This is a genomic window from Pararhizobium gei, from assembly GCF_029223885.1.
GTDB classification, from domain to species: Bacteria; Pseudomonadota; Alphaproteobacteria; order Rhizobiales; family Rhizobiaceae; genus Pararhizobium; species Pararhizobium gei.
The window spans coordinates 4,094,955-4,112,352 of record NZ_CP119409.1 but is presented as its reverse complement, the minus strand read 5'-3'; the positions used below and the strand labels follow the sequence as shown (position 1 = coordinate 4,112,352).

Sequence of the window (17,398 nt, the reverse complement as noted above, 5' to 3'; positions counted from 1 at the left end):
ACAAGGATACGGCGCGAACAAAGAGCGAATTCCAGTGTGTCAGCGATTCGTCGCCGATTCGTTCCATCCCTGTTCCGCTGGCGCTGTTGCGACCGCACTCATTTCGCCGATTTTCAATCTTTTCGATCGCCGCCCTTGTGTTTGAAGGCGGCGATAGGCATGTGTGGCCAGTCGGTTGCGTGGTCCATGCGCGTCTGACGGCCGTTGCGAATGGAAATGCGCAGGATCGACACAGTGCCTGACCAACCGATGATTTTGAGTGGCCGCGGCGTGATCGCGGTCCTCGGCCCGACCAATACCGGCAAGACGCATTATGCGATCGAGCGCATGGTTGCGCATGAAAGCGGCGTTATCGGTCTGCCGCTGCGTCTCCTTGCGCGCGAAGTCTATACGCGTGTCGTTGAGAAGGTTGGTGCCCACAATGTCGCGCTGATAACCGGCGAGGAGAAAATCACCCCGCATATGGCGCGCTTTTCGGTCTGCACCGTCGAGGCCATGCCGCGCGAGACCAAGGCTGCTTTCGTCGCCATCGACGAGGTCCAGCTTGCCGGCGATCTGGAGCGCGGTCATATCTTTACCGACCGGTTGATGCATCTGCGCGGGCGTGTCGAAACCCTGCTTCTCGGGGCCTCCACCATGAGGCCCATTCTCGAGCATCTGCTGCCCGGTATCACCATCGTCGAGCGGCCGCGTTTGTCGCAGCTTCTCTATGCCGGTTCCAAGAAGATCACCCGTTTGCCCCAGCGTTCGGCCATCGTCGCCTTTTCGGCCGAGGAGGTCTACGCGATCGCCGAGTTGATTCGCCGGCAAAGGGGCGGCGCAGCGGTCGTGCTCGGCGCGCTCTCGCCCCGCACCCGCAATGCCCAGGTGGCGCTCTATCAGGAAGGCGAGGTCGAATATCTGGTGGCGACCGATGCGATCGGCATGGGGCTCAATCTGGATGTCGACCATGTGGCCTTTGCCCAGAGTCGCAAATATGACGGCTATCAGTTCCGGGATCTCAATCCCGGCGAACTCGCGCAGATCGCCGGCCGTGCCGGCCGTCACCTGCGCGACGGTACGTTCGGCGTTACGTCCAGGGTCGAGCCCTTCGACAAGGAACTGGTCCACAGGATCGAGTCGCATCACTTTGACCCGGTCCGGGTGCTGCAGTGGCGGTCCAAGGCAGTGAACTACGCCTCCATCGCAACGCTGAAGAAAAGTCTCGAAACACCGCCGGCGGTTCACGGCCTGACACGTGCGCTGCCGGCGGTCGATCAGCAGGCGCTGGACTATCTTTCTCGCTATCCGGAAGTCATATCGGTCGCCACCACACCGGAGCGTGTAGAAAAACTCTGGGAGGCCTGTGCACTTCCGGACTATCGTCGTATAACGCCGGCGCAACACGCCGATCTGATCTCGACCATCTATGCCGATCTTGTCCGGCGTGGCACAGTGAATGAAGATTTTATGGCTGAACAGGTCCGGCGTGCGGACTATACGGATGGTGAAATCGACACACTGTCCGCGAGAATAGCGCAGATAAGGACGTGGACCTATGTGTCCAATCGTCCGGGGTGGCTTGCCGATCCGACACACTGGCAGGAAAAGACGCGGGAAATCGAAGATCGATTGTCTGACGCGTTACATGAAAGGTTGACGAAACGCTTTGTTGATCGCAGGACATCTGTGCTCATGAAGCGCCTGAGAGAGAATGCGATGCTGGAAGCTGAAATCAGTGTAAATGGCGATGTCTTTGTTGAAGGACATCATGTGGGACAATTGGCCGGGTTCCGTTTCACGCTGGCGACCGGCGCCGATGGTTTGGATGCGCGTGCGGCACAGGGTGCCGCACAGAAGGCACTGGCATTGGAATTCGAAGCCCGGGCTGCGCGCTTGCATGCGGCCGGCAATTCGGATCTGGCGCTTGCCTCAGACGGTCTGGTCCGCTGGGTCGGCGATCCTGTGGCACGTCTTGCTGCCAGCGACCATGTTATGCGCCCGCGCGTTATCCTTCTCGCCGACGAACAGCTTCAGGGCATTGCGCGCGACCATGTGTTGGCGCGTATCGAGCGTTTCGTGAACCACCATATTTCGACCGTGCTGAAGCCGCTCGACGATCTCTCCCGCGCTGAAGATCTGGAAGGCCTTGCCAAGGGCCTGGCATTCCAGCTCGTGGAAAATCTCGGCGTCATGTTCCGTCGCGATGTGGCGGACGATGTCAAGTCGCTGGACCAGGAGGCGCGTGCCTCGATCCGTCGTCATGGCATTCGCTTCGGGGCGTATCATATTTTCATGCCGGCGCTGTTGAAGCCGGCGCCTGCGGAACTGATCACGTTGCTCTGGGCGCTGAAGAACGACGGTCTGGACAAGCCCGGCTATGGCGATCTCATCCCTGTTCTGGCTGCAGGTCGCACCTCCGTCGTCACCGATCCGTCCTTCGAGCGCAGCTTCTACAAACTTGCGGGTTTCCGGTTCCTCGGCAAACGGGCCGTGCGCATCGACATCCTTGAGCGTCTGGCGGATCTTATCCGTCCGCTTCTGCAGTGGAAGCCGGGCACGGTTCGGCCCGAAGGCGCCTATGATGGCCGCCGCTTTACCGCGACGACGGCCATGCTGTCCATCCTCGGTGCGACGCCGGACGATATGGAAGAGATCCTGAAGGGCCTCGGCTACCGCGCCGACGCAGTGAAGGCAGAAGACGCTGCAGCATTTCTGGCTGCTCAGGCCGGTCAGGCCACCACACCCGTGGCGCAGACAGCCGGCGAGCCTGTGGACGCGGCGGATCATGACGCTGCCGATGCCCCGGCCGATGCGGCCCAGCCGGACGAACAGAGCGCCGTTGAACAGCCGGCTGCCGGGCCGACCGCCCCCCATCATACTGTCTCCGATCAGCCAGCCTCCGATCAGACTGCGGAGCCCGAGACGGCTGCAGCTGCAACGGAGATCGAGGCCGTCGCGACCGAAGCAGTTGCCGTGGTTGAGGCCGCCGAACCTGTCGAAGCCAAGCCCGTTCTCCTGTGGCGCCCTGGCGGGCGCAACGACAACCAGCGAACGGGCGGGCGCCCCAATCAGCGTGGCGCCAACAATCGCGCTCCGCAGGCCGAGACCCGTCGCGAAACCGGCGAACCGCGCGGCGAGGCGCGTCGTGAACCCCGCGACGACGACAAGCGCAAGAGCGGTGGCGGTGGCCGGCCGGATCGCAATCGCAGCCGTGACGGCGGCAAGCCTCAAAACGGACCGCGTCCGGACAAGGGCGAGCGGAAGGACCGGCCGGATCGCAACGACCGCGGCGGAAAGCCGCAGGCGGCGAAATTCGAGGCCCGCCCACCCCGCAAGGAAAAGCCGGTCGATCCGGATTCGCCCTTTGCAAAGCTCGCCGCTCTCAAGGAACAGATGAAGAAATAGGCATGAGCGAGACGCAGCTTCCCCCGTTGCCGGCCCTTCGCCAGCGTCTGGACAAATGGCTGTTTTTTACCCGCCTGCAGAAATCGCGCTCGATCGCCCAGAAGGCGATCGAGAAAGGGGATGTCCGTGTTAACGACGCACGCGTCACCCAGCCGTCCTTTCTGCTGAAATTCGGAGATGTCGTCTCCCTTTCGCTCGATCGGCACACTTTTGTCGCGCGGGTGCTGCAAGCCGGTACGCGGCGTGGTCCCTTTGAAGAGGCGAAGCTGCTTTACGAAGACATGACGCCGCCGGCCTCGCGTGAAAAGCCGACCGCCTTCGAACAGGCGACCCGTGAACGCGGCGCCGGGCGGCCGACGAAAAAGGAACGGCGCGACGTGGACCGGCTGCGGCCGGACTGGGAAACGGATTAGAAAACTGTCTTGCCAGAAGGGGTTTCGGCGCATGGATAATCCTTGCAATGGTCCTGCAAAGCCTTTACCTCACGCACTCACCCGGCAGCGGATCGCGATGACGCGGGGCTGCTGATATACCGAACGTAAGCGGCCGGCGGGCGTCCCGTCCATCTCCGCCATCCGATTGTGACATCGCTGGAGTACCTCATGACGTATGTCGTGACAGACAATTGCGTGCGCTGCAAATATACCGATTGCGTGGAAGTGTGCCCGGTGGATTGCTTCTACGAAGGCGAGAATTTTCTGGTCATTCATCCCGACGAATGCATCGATTGCGGCGTTTGCGAGCCCGAATGTCCGGCCGGCGCGATCAAGCCGGACACCGAGCCGGGTCTCGACATGTGGCTGAAGGTGAATGCCGATTTTTCCACGCAATGGCCGAACATAACGATCAAGCGCGATCCCTTGCCGGAAGCCAAAGAGATGGACGGGATAGAGGGCAAGTACGAGAAATACTTTTCGCCGGAGCCTGGAAAAGGCGATTGACCCTAAGGGCATGTGATTTTCGGGAGGGCAAAGCGCCTTCTGGAAAGTGGCGAAATTTGGGGAATTGCGGCTTAACCATGTCCCTGCCGGACGGGTGAGAGTCGTTTGCTGTTGTAAAGCAAATTATTGATTTCTGCAGATTTTTGTGATAGGGTCTAAAAACTGATCCACACCACGACGCAAACATGCGTCCGAAAACCATCACGAAAGCAAAACAATCCCAAGGCGCGGCTGACCCCAAATACGCAACGTCTGTTGCTTGTGTGTGATCGCCCCGCAGAAGATTGATTTGACGACCGTTGGCACGGATCAGCATGGAGTCACCCGACGGTGTCCCCGTCCATTCCGGGCCTGACTGACCCGGCCCCGGCAGAGCCCGGGAGCGTAACAGGGAGTTTTTGAAACGAATGACGACCCAGCAGAAAAAATCTTCAGCACGCCACGGCTTCAAGACCGGTGAATCGATCGTTTACCCGGCTCATGGTGTCGGACAGATCGTCACAATCGAGGAGCAGGTGGTTGCGGGCATGACGCTCGAACTGTTTGTAATCGATTTCGAAAAGGATAAAATGCGCCTTAAGGTGCCGGTCGCCAAAGCCGTCAGCATTGGCATGCGCAAGCTGTCGGAAACGGATTTCGTCGAGCGTGCATTGAAGGTGGTCCAGGGCAGGGCGCGCGTCAAGCGGACCATGTGGTCGCGCCGTGCGCAGGAATATGATGCCAAGATCAATTCCGGTGACCTGATTTCCATCGCCGAAGTCGTTCGCGATCTTTATCGTGCGGAAAACCAGCCGGAGCAGTCCTACTCCGAGCGTCAACTCTACGAGGCCGCCCTCGACCGCATGGCGCGCGAAATCGCCGCCGTGAACAAGATGTCGGAAACCGAAGCCGTGCGTCTCGTTGAAACCAACCTTGCCAAGGGTCCCAAGCGCGGCAAGACGGTTGAAGAAGAAGATACCCAGGAAGAAGCTGCATAGCCGCTATTTTCGAAAGTAAGACCAAAAGCCCTGTCAGCAATGACGGGGCTTTTTATGTTTTCAGCCATTCTGGACGGGTGTGTTCCGCTTTGTTCGATGAAGTTTCCGCCAGCGGCCCTGCGGGATTCCGGGCTTCGGCATCTGAGGCCGACCATGACGGCATGGGGCGGCGTGAACGGACTGCGACGTGGCGGTGCTGCAGTGTAGGGCAGGGTCCATGGGCAATGGATCCGGATACGGCAAAGCGCCTATCGGCCCTGTCGGAAAGCCTGAGCGGCGCTTCGTTGGACGGTGCAGGTGTTCCAGTGGTTCCGACCAAGCGGTGAACTGTGACTGGGTGCCGACGTCCACGCTGGAACATTATCTGCTCTCGCCGGTAAGTGCTCCGAAGGACGATACGCCATGCAGCCTGCACAAGAACCAGATACCGATGGCCTCACGTGCGCCTTGGGGGTTGCAACTTACCGCTCGAAGGGCTCGCCGAGCGAGGCGACGCCGTTCAGCTTCAGCAGGCGGCGGTTTGACGAGATGATGCCGAGCACGATGATCGTGACGATATAGGGCAGGCTCGACAGCAATTGCGAGGGAACGTCCATTCCTGTTGCCTGGGCTGCGAGCCCCATCAGCGAGACGGCGCCGAAGAGGCAGGCGCCGAGGAATATGCGACCGGTGAGCCATGTGCCGAAGACGACGAGGGCGATTGCGATCCAGCCACGGCCGGCGATCATTCCATCGGCCCAAAGCGGGGTGTAGATCACCGCCGCGTAGGCGCCGGCGAAACCAGCCATGGCGCCGCCGAAGGCAATGGCCAGAACCCGCACGGTGACGACCGGGTAGCCGATAGCGTGGGCCGCCTTGGGGTTTTCTCCGACTGCGCGGATGATCAAACCGAGTTTTGAGAATGTAAACATCGCCCATATGCAAAGCGTCGCTAGCAGGCAAATCCACACGACGATGTCCTGGGTGAAGAGCCCCCCGACGACCGGAATGTCAGAGAGCCAGGGAAAAGCGAGCTTGGGCAGCGCCTTGACTGTCAGGCTTTCATAGGTTTTCCCGAAAAGTGCCGAGAGCCCCTGGCCGAGGATGCCGATTGCCAAGCCTGTCGCCACCTGGTTTGCCCGAAATCCAAGCGCGACGACTGCGAACACCAGAGAAAGAGCAGCGCTCCCAAGCCCGGCGGCGACGAAGCCCAAGAAATGTCCGCCGCCGTGATAGACGGTGATGAAGGCGAGCACTGCGCCCAAGGCCATCAGCCCCTCGACCCCGAGGTTGAGGACCCCGGCACGCTCGACCACCAACTCGCCAAGGGCGGCAAGAAGGAAGGGCGTGGCGGCTGCGAGCATGCCGGAAATGATGAACTCAATGGCATTCATGACGGGCTCCGATGGACGGTCTTTCTGGCGGCTTGAGGCCACTCCAGGCGGTAGCGCACGAAGGCAATGGCGACGAGATAGGCCAGAAGCAAGCTGCCCTGAAAGACGCGAACGGCGGCGATCGGCAGATTGGCCGAGACCATGGCATTGTCCCCGCCGATATAGATGACAGCCATGACCAGCGCGGAAACGATGATCCCAAGCGGATGCAGGCCGCCGAGATAGGCGACGATGATGGCCGCATAACCGTAGCCGGTGGAGATCGAGCGTTGCAACTGGCCGAGCGGCCCGGCGACTTCTGCCGCTCCCGCAAGTCCTGCGGCAAAGCCGCCGATGAGCAGGGAGAGCCAGATTGCCCAACTCTGGCTGAAGCCGGCATAGCCGGCAGCTCTGGGCGCAAGCCCGCCAACCTGCAGCTTGTAGCCGGCAAAGCTCTTCTGCATGAAGATCCATGCGGCCAGCGATAGGGCGAGCGTGATCAGAAGCGAAACATTGACGCGTGTCCCGGAAATCAGCGTCGGCACCATCGCATCGTACTGGAACATCACGGATTGCGGGAAATTGAAGCCGTTCGGGTCCTTCCAGGGGCCGAGCAAGAGGTAGTTCAGAAGCTGTGCAGCAACAAGGCTGAGCATCAACGAAACCAGTATTTCATTGGCATTCAGCCTAACCCGCCAGAAGGCGGTGATCGACGCCCAGAGCGCGCCGCCGATTGCGCCGAGCAGGAGCATTGCCGGCCAGATCCACTGGCCCGTCGCCTGCGGAAACCAGACGGGAATGGCGGAGGCGGAAATCGCGCCGAGGATGAACTGGCCTTCTGCCCCGATATTGAAGACCTTTGCCCGAAAGCCGATCGCCAGCCCCTGGGCGATCAGCAGGAGCGGGCCGGCCTTGAGCAGCACTTCCGAAAAGGACGCAAAGGAGAGGAATGGCTCGAGAAGCATCGCGTGAATGACGGCAAGGGGATCGCGGCCGATCACGACGTAAAGGCCGAGATTGAGGATGATGGCGACCGTAAGCGCGACAACAGGCGCAAGCACGGTCGCGGCCGATGATGCGCGCTCGCGGCGGACGAAACTGGGGGCCATCGACCAGATATTCATGCGTGCGCCTTTTCCGGCGAATGCTGTACCCCGATCATGTATCGGCCGATCTCTTCGGGTTTGGTTTCTCGGGTGACAAGTGGGCGGCTCAGTGCTCCGTGATGCAGTACCTGAATTGAATCGCAGAGTTCGAACAGTTCCTCGAGTTCCTCGGATATCACGAGGATTGCCATACCCTCGTTGCGCAGCGCGACAAGCCGGCTGCGCACGGCCGACGCCGCGCCGATATCGACGCCCCAGGTTGGCTGCGCCACGAACAAGAGCTTGGGCGAGAGCATGATTTCCCGGCCGACGATGAATTTCTGCAGGTTCCCCCCGGACAAACTGCCCGCCTCGGCCTGCGGGCCTGGTGTGCGGACATCGTATTGGCGGATGCATTCCTCGGTAAAGGCGGTCGCGCGCGCTCTGTCGACAAGACTGTGCCGCAGGAGCTTGAGCGGATGGGCCGTCAGCAGGCTGTTGAGGACAAGCGACATTTCAGGGATGGCGCCTCGCCCGAGCCGGTCTTCAGGAACGAAGGCAAAACCAAGCTTGCGGCGGGCGGCGGCACCGAGCCTGCCGACATCCTTTCCCATCATGAAAATCCGGTCGCGCTGTTCAGGGCCAAGCAAAGTCTCGCCGGATATCAGCGCGGCGAGTTCGCTTTGTCCGTTGCCGGAAATGCCGGCGATCCCCAGAATTTCGCCGGCCCGCACCTTTAGGCTGATGCCGGAGAGCGGCACGCCGAAAGGATCGGCGGGCGTGTGGTCGAGGCCGATGATCTCAAGCTGCTTTTCCCCGGAGGCGCGCGCAATGGCAGGCATCGGCGCCGGCATATCGCGCCCGATCATCATACGGGCAAGGTCATGAGCATCATGCGCCCGCGGATCGACATCGCCGGTGACACGCCCGCCCCGCAGAATGGTCGCCCGGTCGCAAATTGCCCGGATTTCCTCCAGCTTGTGGGAAATGAACAGGATGGAAACGCCGCCGTCACGCAGGCGGCGCAAGGTGTCGAACAGTGTCTCCACCATTTGTGGCGGCAGGACCGAGGTCGGCTCGTCCAGAATGAGCAGCTTCGGATTGGTCATCAGGCAGCGGACGATCTCCACCCGCTGCCGTTCGCCAACGGACAGTGCGTGCACATGGGCGCGCGGATCCACGTCAAGGCCGAATTCCCGCCCGAGTGTCCGAATTTTTTCCTCAAGATCGGCCTTCCGCCCCGGAACGACCAGCCGGATGTTTTCCACCACCGTCAGCGTCTCGAAAAGCGAGAAGTGCTGGAAAACCATGCCGATGCCCTTGCGCCTGGCATCCGCAGGGGAGGCAAGGTCCAAGGGCTCTCCTTCCCAGACGAGGGTTCCGTCGTCCGGCTGTTCGACGCCATAGATCAGCTTCATCAGCGTCGATTTTCCCGCCCCGTTTTCCCCGAGGATCGCATGGATCGACTGTGGAGCCACGTCCAGATCGATCGCCTGATTGGCATGGATCTGGCCGTAGCTCTTCGAAATGCCGCGCAGCGACAGGAGCGGGATGGACATGGCTTACTTCGGCAGCGGCGTGGTGACGCCCTTGACGTGCCAGTCGAGGGCGACGATCTCGGCATCGGTCAGGGCCGTGCCGGCCGGCACGGCTTCGCTGCCATCCGCCTTGCTGATCGGCCCGGTGAAGGGCGAGAAGCTGCCATCTGCGATCTTCGCCTCGACGTCCTTGATCTTGGTCATAACGTCGGCTGGGACATCCGGGCTCCAGTCCACGACCTCAACGACCTTTTCCTTGACACCGAGGAAGGTGTTGGCGCCCTTGAACGTGCCGGCGAAATGCGCATCGACCGAGGCCTTGAAAAAGGGCGACCAGTCCGTCGAAACGCAGCCGAGATACATTTTCGGCGCATATTTCTTCATCGAGGAGTTGAGGTTGAACGCATAGACGCCGGCCTCCTCGCAGGCGGCGATGACGGAGGGCGTGTCCTGCGCATTCGAGAAGATGACGTCGCATTTCTGCGCGATCAGGGCTTTTGCGGCTTCCTGCTCCTTGGCGGGGTCGAACCAGGAATTCACCCACACGACCGACACTTCAATGTCGGGCTTGACCGATTGGGCACCCAGCGTGAAGGCGTTGATGGTGGTGATCAGTTCGGGGATCGCAAAGGCGGATACGGAGCCGAGCTTGCCGGTTTTGCTGAGCGCGGCGGCAGCCATGCCCAAAAGGTAGGAACCCTGGAAATATTTGGCGGCGAAGGGCGAGAAATTGGGGGCGACCTGGAAGCCGGATGCGTGCAGCACGGTGACGCTCGGATCGCGGCGGGCGATCTGCAGCGCGCCGTTCTGGTAACCGAACGAACCGGCAATCAGGAACTTGTTTCCGTCCGCGACAGTCTTGTTCATGATACGGTCGGCGTCAGGGCCTTCGGGGATGTTTTCGAGAATGGTGACTTTCACCTTGTCGCCATAGGCCGCCTTGACGGGATCGAGGCCGGCGGCGAGGGCATGCCCCCAGCCGACATCGCCAACCGGCGAGGGTATGACAAGCGTAATGCCGAGCGGTTCGTCGGCTGCGTGGGCAAGGCGGCTGCCGAATGCGCCGGCGAGACCGGTGGCAGCGGCGGCCTTCATCAGATTTCGGCGGGTCAGGTTGTTCATGGTGTCGGTTCCCTTTTCGGTTTTTCAGAAATCACATCAGAAATTTGCAGTGGCGAGTGCGGCCTCGGCATCGGCAAACAGTTTCGCTTCGTCGAGCCCGGGAAACTCACCCTTTTGCCAAACAATACGGCCGTTGATCATGGTCATGTCGGCGGCCATGCCGATCCCGACGCGGGGGATCAGGCTCAGCGGATCATGCCGCGTGCCGACATAGTCCATGCGGCGCGTGTCGATCGCAAACAGATCGGCAGCCATGCCGGGCGCCAGCCGGCCGATATCGTGCCGCCCGAGCAGGCTTGCGCCGCCCGTCGTGGCGTAGCCCAGAAAGTCAACGGAAGGCGGTACGGGATGGGTGCGGGTAGATGCGACAAGGCACTGCAGCATGTAGGCCGAGTGCAGGCAGTGCATCAGGTTCGAATTGTCATTGGAGGCCGCGCCGTCGCAGCCAAGCCCGACACGCAAGCCAAAGGCCGACATGGCGGGGATATCGGTGACCTCGGCGCCGACCAGATAGACGGGCTCCGGGCAATGCGAAACCCCGGTTCCGCTTGCCGCCATCGTTTTCAATTCGTCATGAGTCAGTTCCCAGCAATGCGCATAGAAGGCATCGGGCCCGGCAAAGCCGAGTTCTTCCAGATAATCGACCGTGCGCAGGCCGTGGCGGGCCTGGATGACCGGGCTTTCACCCTCTCCGACATGGGTGTGCATCATCACATCCCGATCGCGCGCCAGCGCCACCGATTCCACGAAGGTTTCACGGTAGCAATTGACCGGCTGGCACGGCGCCACGACCACCTGGCGCATGCTGAAGGGGTTGGGGTCTTGATACGCATCAATCAGCCGGGCGCAATCGGCAATGAATTCGTCCGTCGTTTCCAGCATTTCGTCGGGGATGGTGGAGCCCTGCGACTTCGGAAGTGTGTTACCGCCGCGACCGGCGTGGAAACGCATGCCGAGCATCTGAGCCGCTTCGAATTGCCGGTCGATCAGCCGCTTTCCTGCGTGCCGGGGGAAATTATACTGGTGGTCGAAGGCCGTGGTGCAGCCATGCTTGATCAGCTCGGCCATGGCCGTGACCGAGGAATGGTAGAAGCACTCCTCGTTCAGTTGCGAGAAGATCGGGTAGATGCGGTCGAGCCACTCTATGACCGAGAGCTTCGTCCAGTCGAGATCGGCGCGGTTGCGCACGAAGCACTGGAAGAAATGATGGTGGGTGTTAACGAGGCCGGGATAGACGAACCAGCCGCTGGCATCCTGGATCGTTGTGCCGGCAGGCAGCGCTTGGGCCCCAAGGTTTTCGCCGATCGCCTGGATCGCCGGCCCATTGGTCAGGAGATCGACGTTGCGATGGACGACCGGCCCCTTGCCGTCATCGACCACTACTGCCGCGCAGTTTTTCAGAAGATAGCCGGTCATGTTATGCCTCGCCCGGTTCAATATGTGGTTCGGGCTTCAATTCATGCAGCCGATGAATGCCGGGCATTTCGATGAAATGATCAAGACTGCGCAGCGCGCGCGACCAGAGGCGGATCGCGGGATAAGGGTCGAGCGAGACACCGCCGTCGGGCGCCAGCGCCACATACGGAAAGCACGCAATATCGGCAACCGTTGGCCTGTCCGCCGCCAGGAAGCGCATGCCGCGCAGGCCTTGCTCCACCAGGCCCGCTTCCAATTCTCTGAGCGCAAGAACCCCCTGCGCCTGCAGTGCGCCGATATCGCCGGGCCGCAGCAACATCTCTGTAAGCCTTGCGCCGCCGAGGCTTGCGGTCAGGCGACTGGAATAGGATAGCCATTGCTGCACGCGCGCGGCTTCGCCGGACTGGCTGCCGGCAAGCCATTCCGGTGCCGCCTTGACCGCGATGTAAACGAGAATGGCCGAGGATTCGGTCAGGATCAGATCGCCATCTTCAAGGATTGGGATGGAGCCGGCGGGATTGAGCGCCAGGAGCGCGGCGCCCTTGTGTTCGGCTCCAGGGTGAAAATCCACGGGGCGGATATCGAGTGTCACGCCGGTCAGCGCCGCCATCAGGCGCACCTTGTAACAACTGGGGGAGAGGATGTAATCGTAAAGCTTCATTGTGCCACCAGCTGCGCACCATAGGTGTAGTTGTGGCGTTTGAGCCAGCGTCGATAGGCAATCGAGGTGAGGTCGGCGCGTGTCGGGATTTCCATGCCGGGGTCGAGCGGCAGCAGGCGTGGGATCTGGTTTTCCAGGATAGACCGGTCCTGCAGGAAGATAGTCTGCTGGAAATGGATCAGATCGGTCAAGGAGGTCGTGTCGTCGAACAAAGCCATCCATGGCCAGACGTCGCACAGGTCTTCGGCCAGCGGCTGGACGAACAGGGTGATGACATCCCATTCGCTGGGGCGTGGCGGGCATGTCTTGTAGAGCACCGAGCAGGTTGGGGCCGGCACGCGGTACATATATTCCGTCGTGATGCCGCCGCTTGCCGATTTCGCCGCCTGCGGCTGGTAGAACTTGACCTGCGTTGCCCAGACCTCATCGACATCCTCGCGGATTTCGACCTTGTAGTTTTGAACTTCCGTATGTGGCTCGGCGCCAAGAATGTCCGTGTGTACGAAGGGGAAGTGGGCGACATCGAGAAAGTTTTCGACAGCCCGCAGTGGGGAGCAGCGTACGCGCACCACGCCGACGTCGACAAATCGGCGGCCGGGCTGATCGGCCTCCGGGATCGGAAAAAGCGCCTTCTTTGGCGAGCCGAGGGATGACCAGACATGGCCGTAGCGGATGCATGCCGGCAGGACACGCCCGTCTGCGCCGGTCACCCTCGCATCGCCATTCTCGTCGCAAGCGACCTTTATCGGCTCGCCCATCAGCGCAGTCTTGCGCCCCGCCCGATCAAGTTGGCTGAAGAGGCCGACCGGATACCATTCGTCGATCATTGCCTGCATGGCGCGACCCCTGTCGTCTGCAGCGCCTCGGCCTTTCGGCGGAGGCTTTCGACAGCCCGGGAAGCCGCGATGCCCGCGGCGGGTTCGGCTGTGGCGGAGAGCAGAACATGCATCAGCGTCGTGTTGTCCTTCTGCACGGAAAGAAGCACGCAGATGGGGCCGGCACCCCGATCGAGCTCCAGAAGACCCTCCGGCCCTGCCTTTGCAACGGCGGCGGCCTCGATGGTGGCGATGTCAGCGTGTACAGTCAGGGAACGCAACGGAGCCAGGCCTTCGAACCGCGGTGGCCCGCCCATGGGCTTGCCGGCGGAAACCCAGATGATGCCGCCGGATTCCTCGACGGCATGCGTCGCCACCCGGATGGTTTCCGGGGGAACCAATCCGGGATGCGCCGGGATGCGCAGACAATGTCCGGTCTGCGCATAGCTCCAGCCGTGGTAGATGCAGGACAGCGCCTCGCCGCGCACGAAGCCATGGGACAGGCGCATGCCGCGATGCGGACAGCGATCCGCCGATGCGGATAAACGGCCGGAAGCGCTTCGCCAGAGTGCAATGGCCTCGGCTGGGATTTGGGCCGACATGACGGCTCCGGCCGGCAGATCTCCGGAAAGGGCGACTGGCGTCCACGAGCCCGTCGTGTCGGAATGCATGGTTGAGACTTTCTGAACGAAATCAAATCGTAACGGAAAATGAGCGCGGCGCCGCACGCGATGGTTTCCCGGCAGCGATCACGTTTGCATAAAATTTCCGCATTGGCAAGAATGATCAAATAAAGTGCAGAGGTTGTGTTTGCCGTAGAGCTTCGCGTGGCCGTCAGATGATTTCAGGGGCTGATAGGCTTGCGCACAATCGTATCGACCCAGACGTCGATGGGCCCGAGCGAGCAGCCCATTTCCATCATGTCGATCAGCTCTTCCGGCCCATCGACCTCAAGCTCGATCCGTTCGGCACTGGAGTGGGAAATGGCTTGCGAAAGCCCAAGCTTGGCAGCATGGCGCCGTATCCAGGGCACGAAGGAGGGGGCATCGAGATCGCCGACGATGGTCATGCGTTCCCGGGAATGACCATCGTTTCGTTCTGTCATCGCGCCCTGCATTTGGTTGCCTTGGACACATCATAGCGATTGAGCGCCACTGAGGAAGATATTTCGCCTTTGACACATGATTTCCCCGAAGCCCCTATCCGTTCAGGCTGTCGTGATCCTCGGCCGCGACTGTTCGCCAAGGCCGGCTCTGTCGAGAAGCGCTCGACAGAGCGTGGTTAGCGCTTGCGCAGCGCCGGGGACAGAACGTTCATTTTCCATCCCCGCCGTTGCCAGTCTCGACAGGTGTGTCGCCCGGCTGGCCCCACTCGGTCCAGGCGCCGTCGTAAATGGCGACATCGTTCTTACCGGCCAGGTGCAGTCCGAACGCGAGTGCAGCGGCGGTGACGCCCGACCCGCAACTGGCAATCACCGGCTGCGAGAAATCGAGACCGGCCGTCTCGAATACCCTGCGGATGTCCGCCACCGGAATAATCTCGCCAGTCTCGGGGTTGGTCAGAAGATTGAAAGGAAGGTTGAGGCTGCCGGGGATATGGCCGGAACGCAAGCCCGGGCGTGATTCCTTCTCCTTTGCGGCAAAGCGACTGGCCGAGCGCGCATCGATCAGCTGCTCCGCACGGCTTTCCAGATTGTCGCGAACCTCTCCCTTCGAGCGCACGGCAGCAGGATCGAAACTGGCGCGGAAACGAGTGCTGGCGGGCGCCGTGACCTCGTTCGTCACGGCGTATCCATCCGCCAGCCATTTCTTCAGACCGCCATCGAGGATTGCGACCTGCTTATGGCCGAAGGTGCGCAGGGTCCACCAGACGCGTCCTGCCGACATGAGACCAGGTGTGTCGTAGACCACCACCACACTGTCGTTCGAGATGCCCAGTTCCGATGCATGGCGTTCAAAAGCGGCGGCGGACGGCAGCATGTGCGGCAGCGCCGTCTCGTGATCGGCGACTGCGTCGATGTCGAAGAAGCGTGCACCGGGAATGTGACGTTCAGCGAAATCGTCCGAGGCAATCGGCATCACGCCGGGCAGCTTGAAGGATCCGTCGAGAATGACGAGCTTCGGATCATCGAGATGTGTCGCCAGCCATGCGGTGGAAACGAGCGAACCCGACAAAGAAAGCGGCATGGAAAGCTCCCAAATAGGTTTGGAGACATTGATGTTTGACGGGTTCAGCCCACGGCATCGCCGGACCATGCAATGGGAAGCGTGCCTGCAACGCGCTGGTCTGGAGTTTGATCCGCCCGATCACGACGTTACGACATGATCAATCCGCCGTCCACATTGATCGTCTGGCCCGTGATGTAGGCCGCGTCCGGAGAGGCTAGGAAAGCAACAAGAGCGGCGACTTCGGCGGGAGTGCCGGCCCGGCCCATGGGGATGCCTTCGACCCATTCGGCCATCAACTCGCCAGGACCATATTCGCCGAGCATCTGGCCCCAGACGCGGTCGTTGTAGTCCCACATCTCGGTGTGGATGATGCCGGGGCATATGGCATTGGCGGTTATGCCTTCGCGGGCAAGCTCCTTGGCGAGGCTCTGCGTCAGGCCGACCACGCCAAACTTCGACGCGGCGTAATGCGGTGTATAGATGAAGCCCTGGCGGGCCTGGCCCGATGCGGTGTTTATCAGACGGCCCTTCGTGCCACTCGCGCGGAAGCGGCGAACAGCTTCCTGGCAGCACAGAAAGACACCCTTGGTGTTGACGTCCAGGTTGAGATCCCACTCGCGCTCGGTCAGATCCTCAATTTTGGCGATGGTGATGACGCCCGCGTTCTGCACCGATACGGAGATGGCGCCGAGTTTCGCCTCGGCCTCCCCATAGGCCTCCTGTACGGCCTTGGCGTCGGTCACATCCAGGGTGAAACCGATGACCTCTCCGCCGGCTTCCTGTGCGAGTGCTGCCGCAATATCGGCCGTGTTTTTCTCGATGGCTGCTATTGCGACCTTGGCGCCTTCCTCGGCAAAGCGCTTGGCGATGCCGCGGCCGATGCCTTTGTTGCCCCCCGTCACGAAAACTGTCTGATTTGCAAAGCGTCTCATCGTCTTTCCTCCATGATGCGCAGCAAGCCAAGCGATAATCTCGGACTAGATCAGGCCGTCAGCCTTGCTGCAGTGAACTTGTCGGTAACCAGAACGTCGATGACACCGAGTTTCAGGGCGCCCGCGATCGCCTGGGTTTTTGATTCTCCACCTGCCAATGCAATGACGCGGCCGGCCTTTTTCAGATCCTCGAGCGAAATGCCGATCACGCGCTCATTCAACGGTGTCTCGACCGGCTTTCCGTCCTTGTCGTAAAATCGATACGAGATCTCGCCGACTGCGCCGGCATCTTGAAGCATCGCCATTTCCTGGCGCGAGAAGACGTTGCCGGAGCGGGCAAGCAGTTCCGATGGCTCTACTGCCCCGATGCCAATGATAGCGAGGGTCAATCGTCCGAAGAGATCCAGCGTTCCCCGCACGACCGGATCGGCCAGCATGACAAGTTTGGCTTCACGCGACGAGGTGATGCCTTGAACGAGCAGCAGGCGCGGCTCGCCGCCCGTCAGCCTAGCAAGGCGTGCTGTCAACTGTGTGGCATGGGTCTGCACGGACGCATCGCCCATGCCGCCGAGGATTTGCGCGATATACTTGGCCTTGGCATTCTTGAACGGGTGGATGTTGTCCACCATTCGCAGGATCGTCTGGCTCCAGCTCGAAACGCCGATGATCTCGTCCTGTTGAAGTGTGACTTCCAGAAAATGAGCAGCCGCTTCGCCGATCCGCGCCATGATTGCGCCGTCGCGATCTTCCGAGCAGTCGATGACGATGGCCTCCGTCAGACCATAGCGTTCCCGGAGAGCCGTTTCCAATTCGGCAAATGTTCCCGGTGGAGGGATGACCGTGGTGCGGACAATGTCTTCCTGCTCGGCACGTTTCAACATGCGTGACACGGTTGCCTGCGACATGTGCATGATTTCGGCGATCTCTGCCTGACGCTTGCTTTCCACATGATACATCTGAGCAATGCGGGCAATCAGTCTCAGCTCGTTGATCCGTCCCATCGA

16 protein-coding genes are annotated in these 17,398 nt (G+C 61.1%); 4 read left to right on the top strand and 12 right to left on the bottom strand.

Going from position 1 to position 17,398, the window contains the following annotated elements:
• Positions 1-249 precede the first annotated feature (249 nt).
• The 4 genes from PY308_RS19880 to PY308_RS19865 all read left to right on the top strand — a co-directional run bounded on the left by PY308_RS19880 (position 250) and on the right by PY308_RS19865 (position 5,305).
• Positions 250-3,387, top strand: a complete 3,138-nt coding sequence (locus PY308_RS19880) for a helicase-related protein (RefSeq protein ID WP_275791213.1) — start codon at positions 250-252, stop codon at positions 3,385-3,387.
• A gap of 2 nt (positions 3,388-3,389) precedes the next feature.
• On the top strand, positions 3,390-3,800 hold the full coding sequence (locus tag PY308_RS19875) for an RNA-binding S4 domain-containing protein (RefSeq protein ID WP_275786101.1): 411 nt from the start codon (positions 3,390-3,392) through the stop codon (positions 3,798-3,800).
• 189 nt (positions 3,801-3,989) lie between these two features.
• Positions 3,990-4,328: a ferredoxin FdxA gene (gene fdxA, locus PY308_RS19870; protein ID WP_275786099.1), complete on the top strand. Its 339-nt coding sequence runs from the start codon at positions 3,990-3,992 to the stop codon at positions 4,326-4,328.
• A 407-nt stretch (positions 4,329-4,735) separates the two neighbouring features.
• Positions 4,736-5,305: a CarD family transcriptional regulator gene (locus PY308_RS19865; protein ID WP_275786097.1), complete on the top strand. Its 570-nt coding sequence runs from the start codon at positions 4,736-4,738 to the stop codon at positions 5,303-5,305.
• Between the two features lie 461 nt (positions 5,306-5,766).
• Here the strand turns inward: PY308_RS19865 and PY308_RS19860 are convergent, their stop codons facing one another.
• The 12 genes from PY308_RS19860 to PY308_RS19805 form a co-directional block, all read right to left on the bottom strand.
• Positions 5,767-6,678, bottom strand: a complete 912-nt coding sequence (locus PY308_RS19860; protein ID WP_275786094.1) for an ABC transporter permease — start codon at positions 6,676-6,678, stop codon at positions 5,767-5,769.
• The gene (locus PY308_RS19855; RefSeq protein ID WP_275786092.1) at positions 6,675-7,781 is read right to left on the bottom strand and encodes an ABC transporter permease; all 1,107 of its coding nucleotides are present in this window, start codon (positions 7,779-7,781) and stop codon (positions 6,675-6,677) included. The genes PY308_RS19860 and PY308_RS19855 overlap by 4 nt, the downstream gene beginning before the upstream one ends.
• On the bottom strand, positions 7,778-9,301 hold the full coding sequence (locus PY308_RS19850) for an ABC transporter ATP-binding protein (protein ID WP_275786090.1): 1,524 nt from the start codon (positions 9,299-9,301) through the stop codon (positions 7,778-7,780). Before PY308_RS19850 ends, PY308_RS19855 begins: the two co-directional genes overlap by 4 nt.
• Positions 9,302-9,304: 3 nt before the next feature.
• Positions 9,305-10,402: a BMP family ABC transporter substrate-binding protein gene (locus PY308_RS19845; protein WP_275786087.1), complete on the bottom strand. Its 1,098-nt coding sequence runs from the start codon at positions 10,400-10,402 to the stop codon at positions 9,305-9,307.
• A 36-nt stretch (positions 10,403-10,438) separates the two neighbouring features.
• Complete coding sequence (locus tag PY308_RS19840; RefSeq protein ID WP_275786083.1) at positions 10,439-11,818, bottom strand: amidohydrolase; 1,380 nt, start codon at positions 11,816-11,818, stop codon at positions 10,439-10,441.
• 1 nt (position 11,819) lies between these two features.
• Positions 11,820-12,479: a glutathione S-transferase family protein gene (locus PY308_RS19835; protein ID WP_275786078.1), complete on the bottom strand. Its 660-nt coding sequence runs from the start codon at positions 12,477-12,479 to the stop codon at positions 11,820-11,822.
• On the bottom strand, positions 12,476-13,315 hold the full coding sequence (locus PY308_RS19830; protein ID WP_275786075.1) for an aromatic ring-hydroxylating oxygenase subunit alpha: 840 nt from the start codon (positions 13,313-13,315) through the stop codon (positions 12,476-12,478). The genes PY308_RS19835 and PY308_RS19830 overlap by 4 nt, the downstream gene beginning before the upstream one ends.
• The gene (locus PY308_RS19825; protein ID WP_275786073.1) at positions 13,303-13,965 is read right to left on the bottom strand and encodes a Rieske 2Fe-2S domain-containing protein; all 663 of its coding nucleotides are present in this window, start codon (positions 13,963-13,965) and stop codon (positions 13,303-13,305) included. The genes PY308_RS19830 and PY308_RS19825 overlap by 13 nt, the downstream gene beginning before the upstream one ends.
• Before the next feature lie 173 nt (positions 13,966-14,138).
• Positions 14,139-14,399, bottom strand: a complete 261-nt coding sequence (locus PY308_RS19820; RefSeq protein ID WP_275786070.1) for an acylphosphatase — start codon at positions 14,397-14,399, stop codon at positions 14,139-14,141.
• A 208-nt stretch (positions 14,400-14,607) separates the two neighbouring features.
• A complete protein-coding gene (gene sseA, locus PY308_RS19815) occupies positions 14,608-15,480 on the bottom strand; it encodes a 3-mercaptopyruvate sulfurtransferase (protein ID WP_275786067.1) in 873 nt (290 codons plus the stop codon).
• Between the two features lie 128 nt (positions 15,481-15,608).
• Complete coding sequence (locus PY308_RS19810) at positions 15,609-16,394, bottom strand: SDR family oxidoreductase (protein ID WP_275786064.1); 786 nt, start codon at positions 16,392-16,394, stop codon at positions 15,609-15,611.
• A gap of 50 nt (positions 16,395-16,444) precedes the next feature.
• Positions 16,445-17,395, bottom strand: coding sequence for a sugar-binding transcriptional regulator (locus PY308_RS19805; protein WP_275786061.1), 951 nt, complete (start codon positions 17,393-17,395; stop codon positions 16,445-16,447).
• Positions 17,396-17,398: the final 3 nt, after the last annotated feature.

What these genes read in the sequence shown, in the direction of transcription:
- PY308_RS19830 (WP_275786075.1), bottom strand. Translation starts at nt 13,315, where the DNA reads ATGCAGGCAATGATCGACGAATGGTATCCGGTCGGCCTCTTCAGCCAA.
- PY308_RS19850 (WP_275786090.1), bottom strand. Translation starts at nt 9,301, where the DNA reads ATGTCCATCCCGCTCCTGTCGCTGCGCGGCATTTCGAAGAGCTACGGC.
- sseA (WP_275786067.1), bottom strand. Translation starts at nt 15,480, where the DNA reads ATGCCGCTTTCTTTGTCGGGTTCGCTCGTTTCCACCGCATGGCTGGCG.
- PY308_RS19810 (WP_275786064.1), bottom strand. Translation starts at nt 16,394, where the DNA reads ATGAGACGCTTTGCAAATCAGACAGTTTTCGTGACGGGGGGCAACAAA.
- PY308_RS19875 (WP_275786101.1), top strand. Translation starts at nt 3,390, where the DNA reads ATGAGCGAGACGCAGCTTCCCCCGTTGCCGGCCCTTCGCCAGCGTCTG.
- PY308_RS19825 (WP_275786073.1), bottom strand. Translation starts at nt 13,965, where the DNA reads ATGCATTCCGACACGACGGGCTCGTGGACGCCAGTCGCCCTTTCCGGA.
- PY308_RS19805 (WP_275786061.1), bottom strand. Translation starts at nt 17,395, where the DNA reads ATGGGACGGATCAACGAGCTGAGACTGATTGCCCGCATTGCTCAGATG.
- PY308_RS19865 (WP_275786097.1), top strand. Translation starts at nt 4,736, where the DNA reads ATGACGACCCAGCAGAAAAAATCTTCAGCACGCCACGGCTTCAAGACC.
- PY308_RS19845 (WP_275786087.1), bottom strand. Translation starts at nt 10,402, where the DNA reads ATGAACAACCTGACCCGCCGAAATCTGATGAAGGCCGCCGCTGCCACC.
- fdxA (WP_275786099.1), top strand. Translation starts at nt 3,990, where the DNA reads ATGACGTATGTCGTGACAGACAATTGCGTGCGCTGCAAATATACCGAT.
- PY308_RS19880 (WP_275791213.1), top strand. Translation starts at nt 250, where the DNA reads ATGATTTTGAGTGGCCGCGGCGTGATCGCGGTCCTCGGCCCGACCAAT.
- PY308_RS19820 (WP_275786070.1), bottom strand. Translation starts at nt 14,399, where the DNA reads ATGACAGAACGAAACGATGGTCATTCCCGGGAACGCATGACCATCGTC.
- PY308_RS19860 (WP_275786094.1), bottom strand. Translation starts at nt 6,678, where the DNA reads ATGAATGCCATTGAGTTCATCATTTCCGGCATGCTCGCAGCCGCCACG.
- PY308_RS19840 (WP_275786083.1), bottom strand. Translation starts at nt 11,818, where the DNA reads ATGACCGGCTATCTTCTGAAAAACTGCGCGGCAGTAGTGGTCGATGAC.
- PY308_RS19835 (WP_275786078.1), bottom strand. Translation starts at nt 12,479, where the DNA reads ATGAAGCTTTACGATTACATCCTCTCCCCCAGTTGTTACAAGGTGCGC.
- PY308_RS19855 (WP_275786092.1), bottom strand. Translation starts at nt 7,781, where the DNA reads ATGAATATCTGGTCGATGGCCCCCAGTTTCGTCCGCCGCGAGCGCGCA.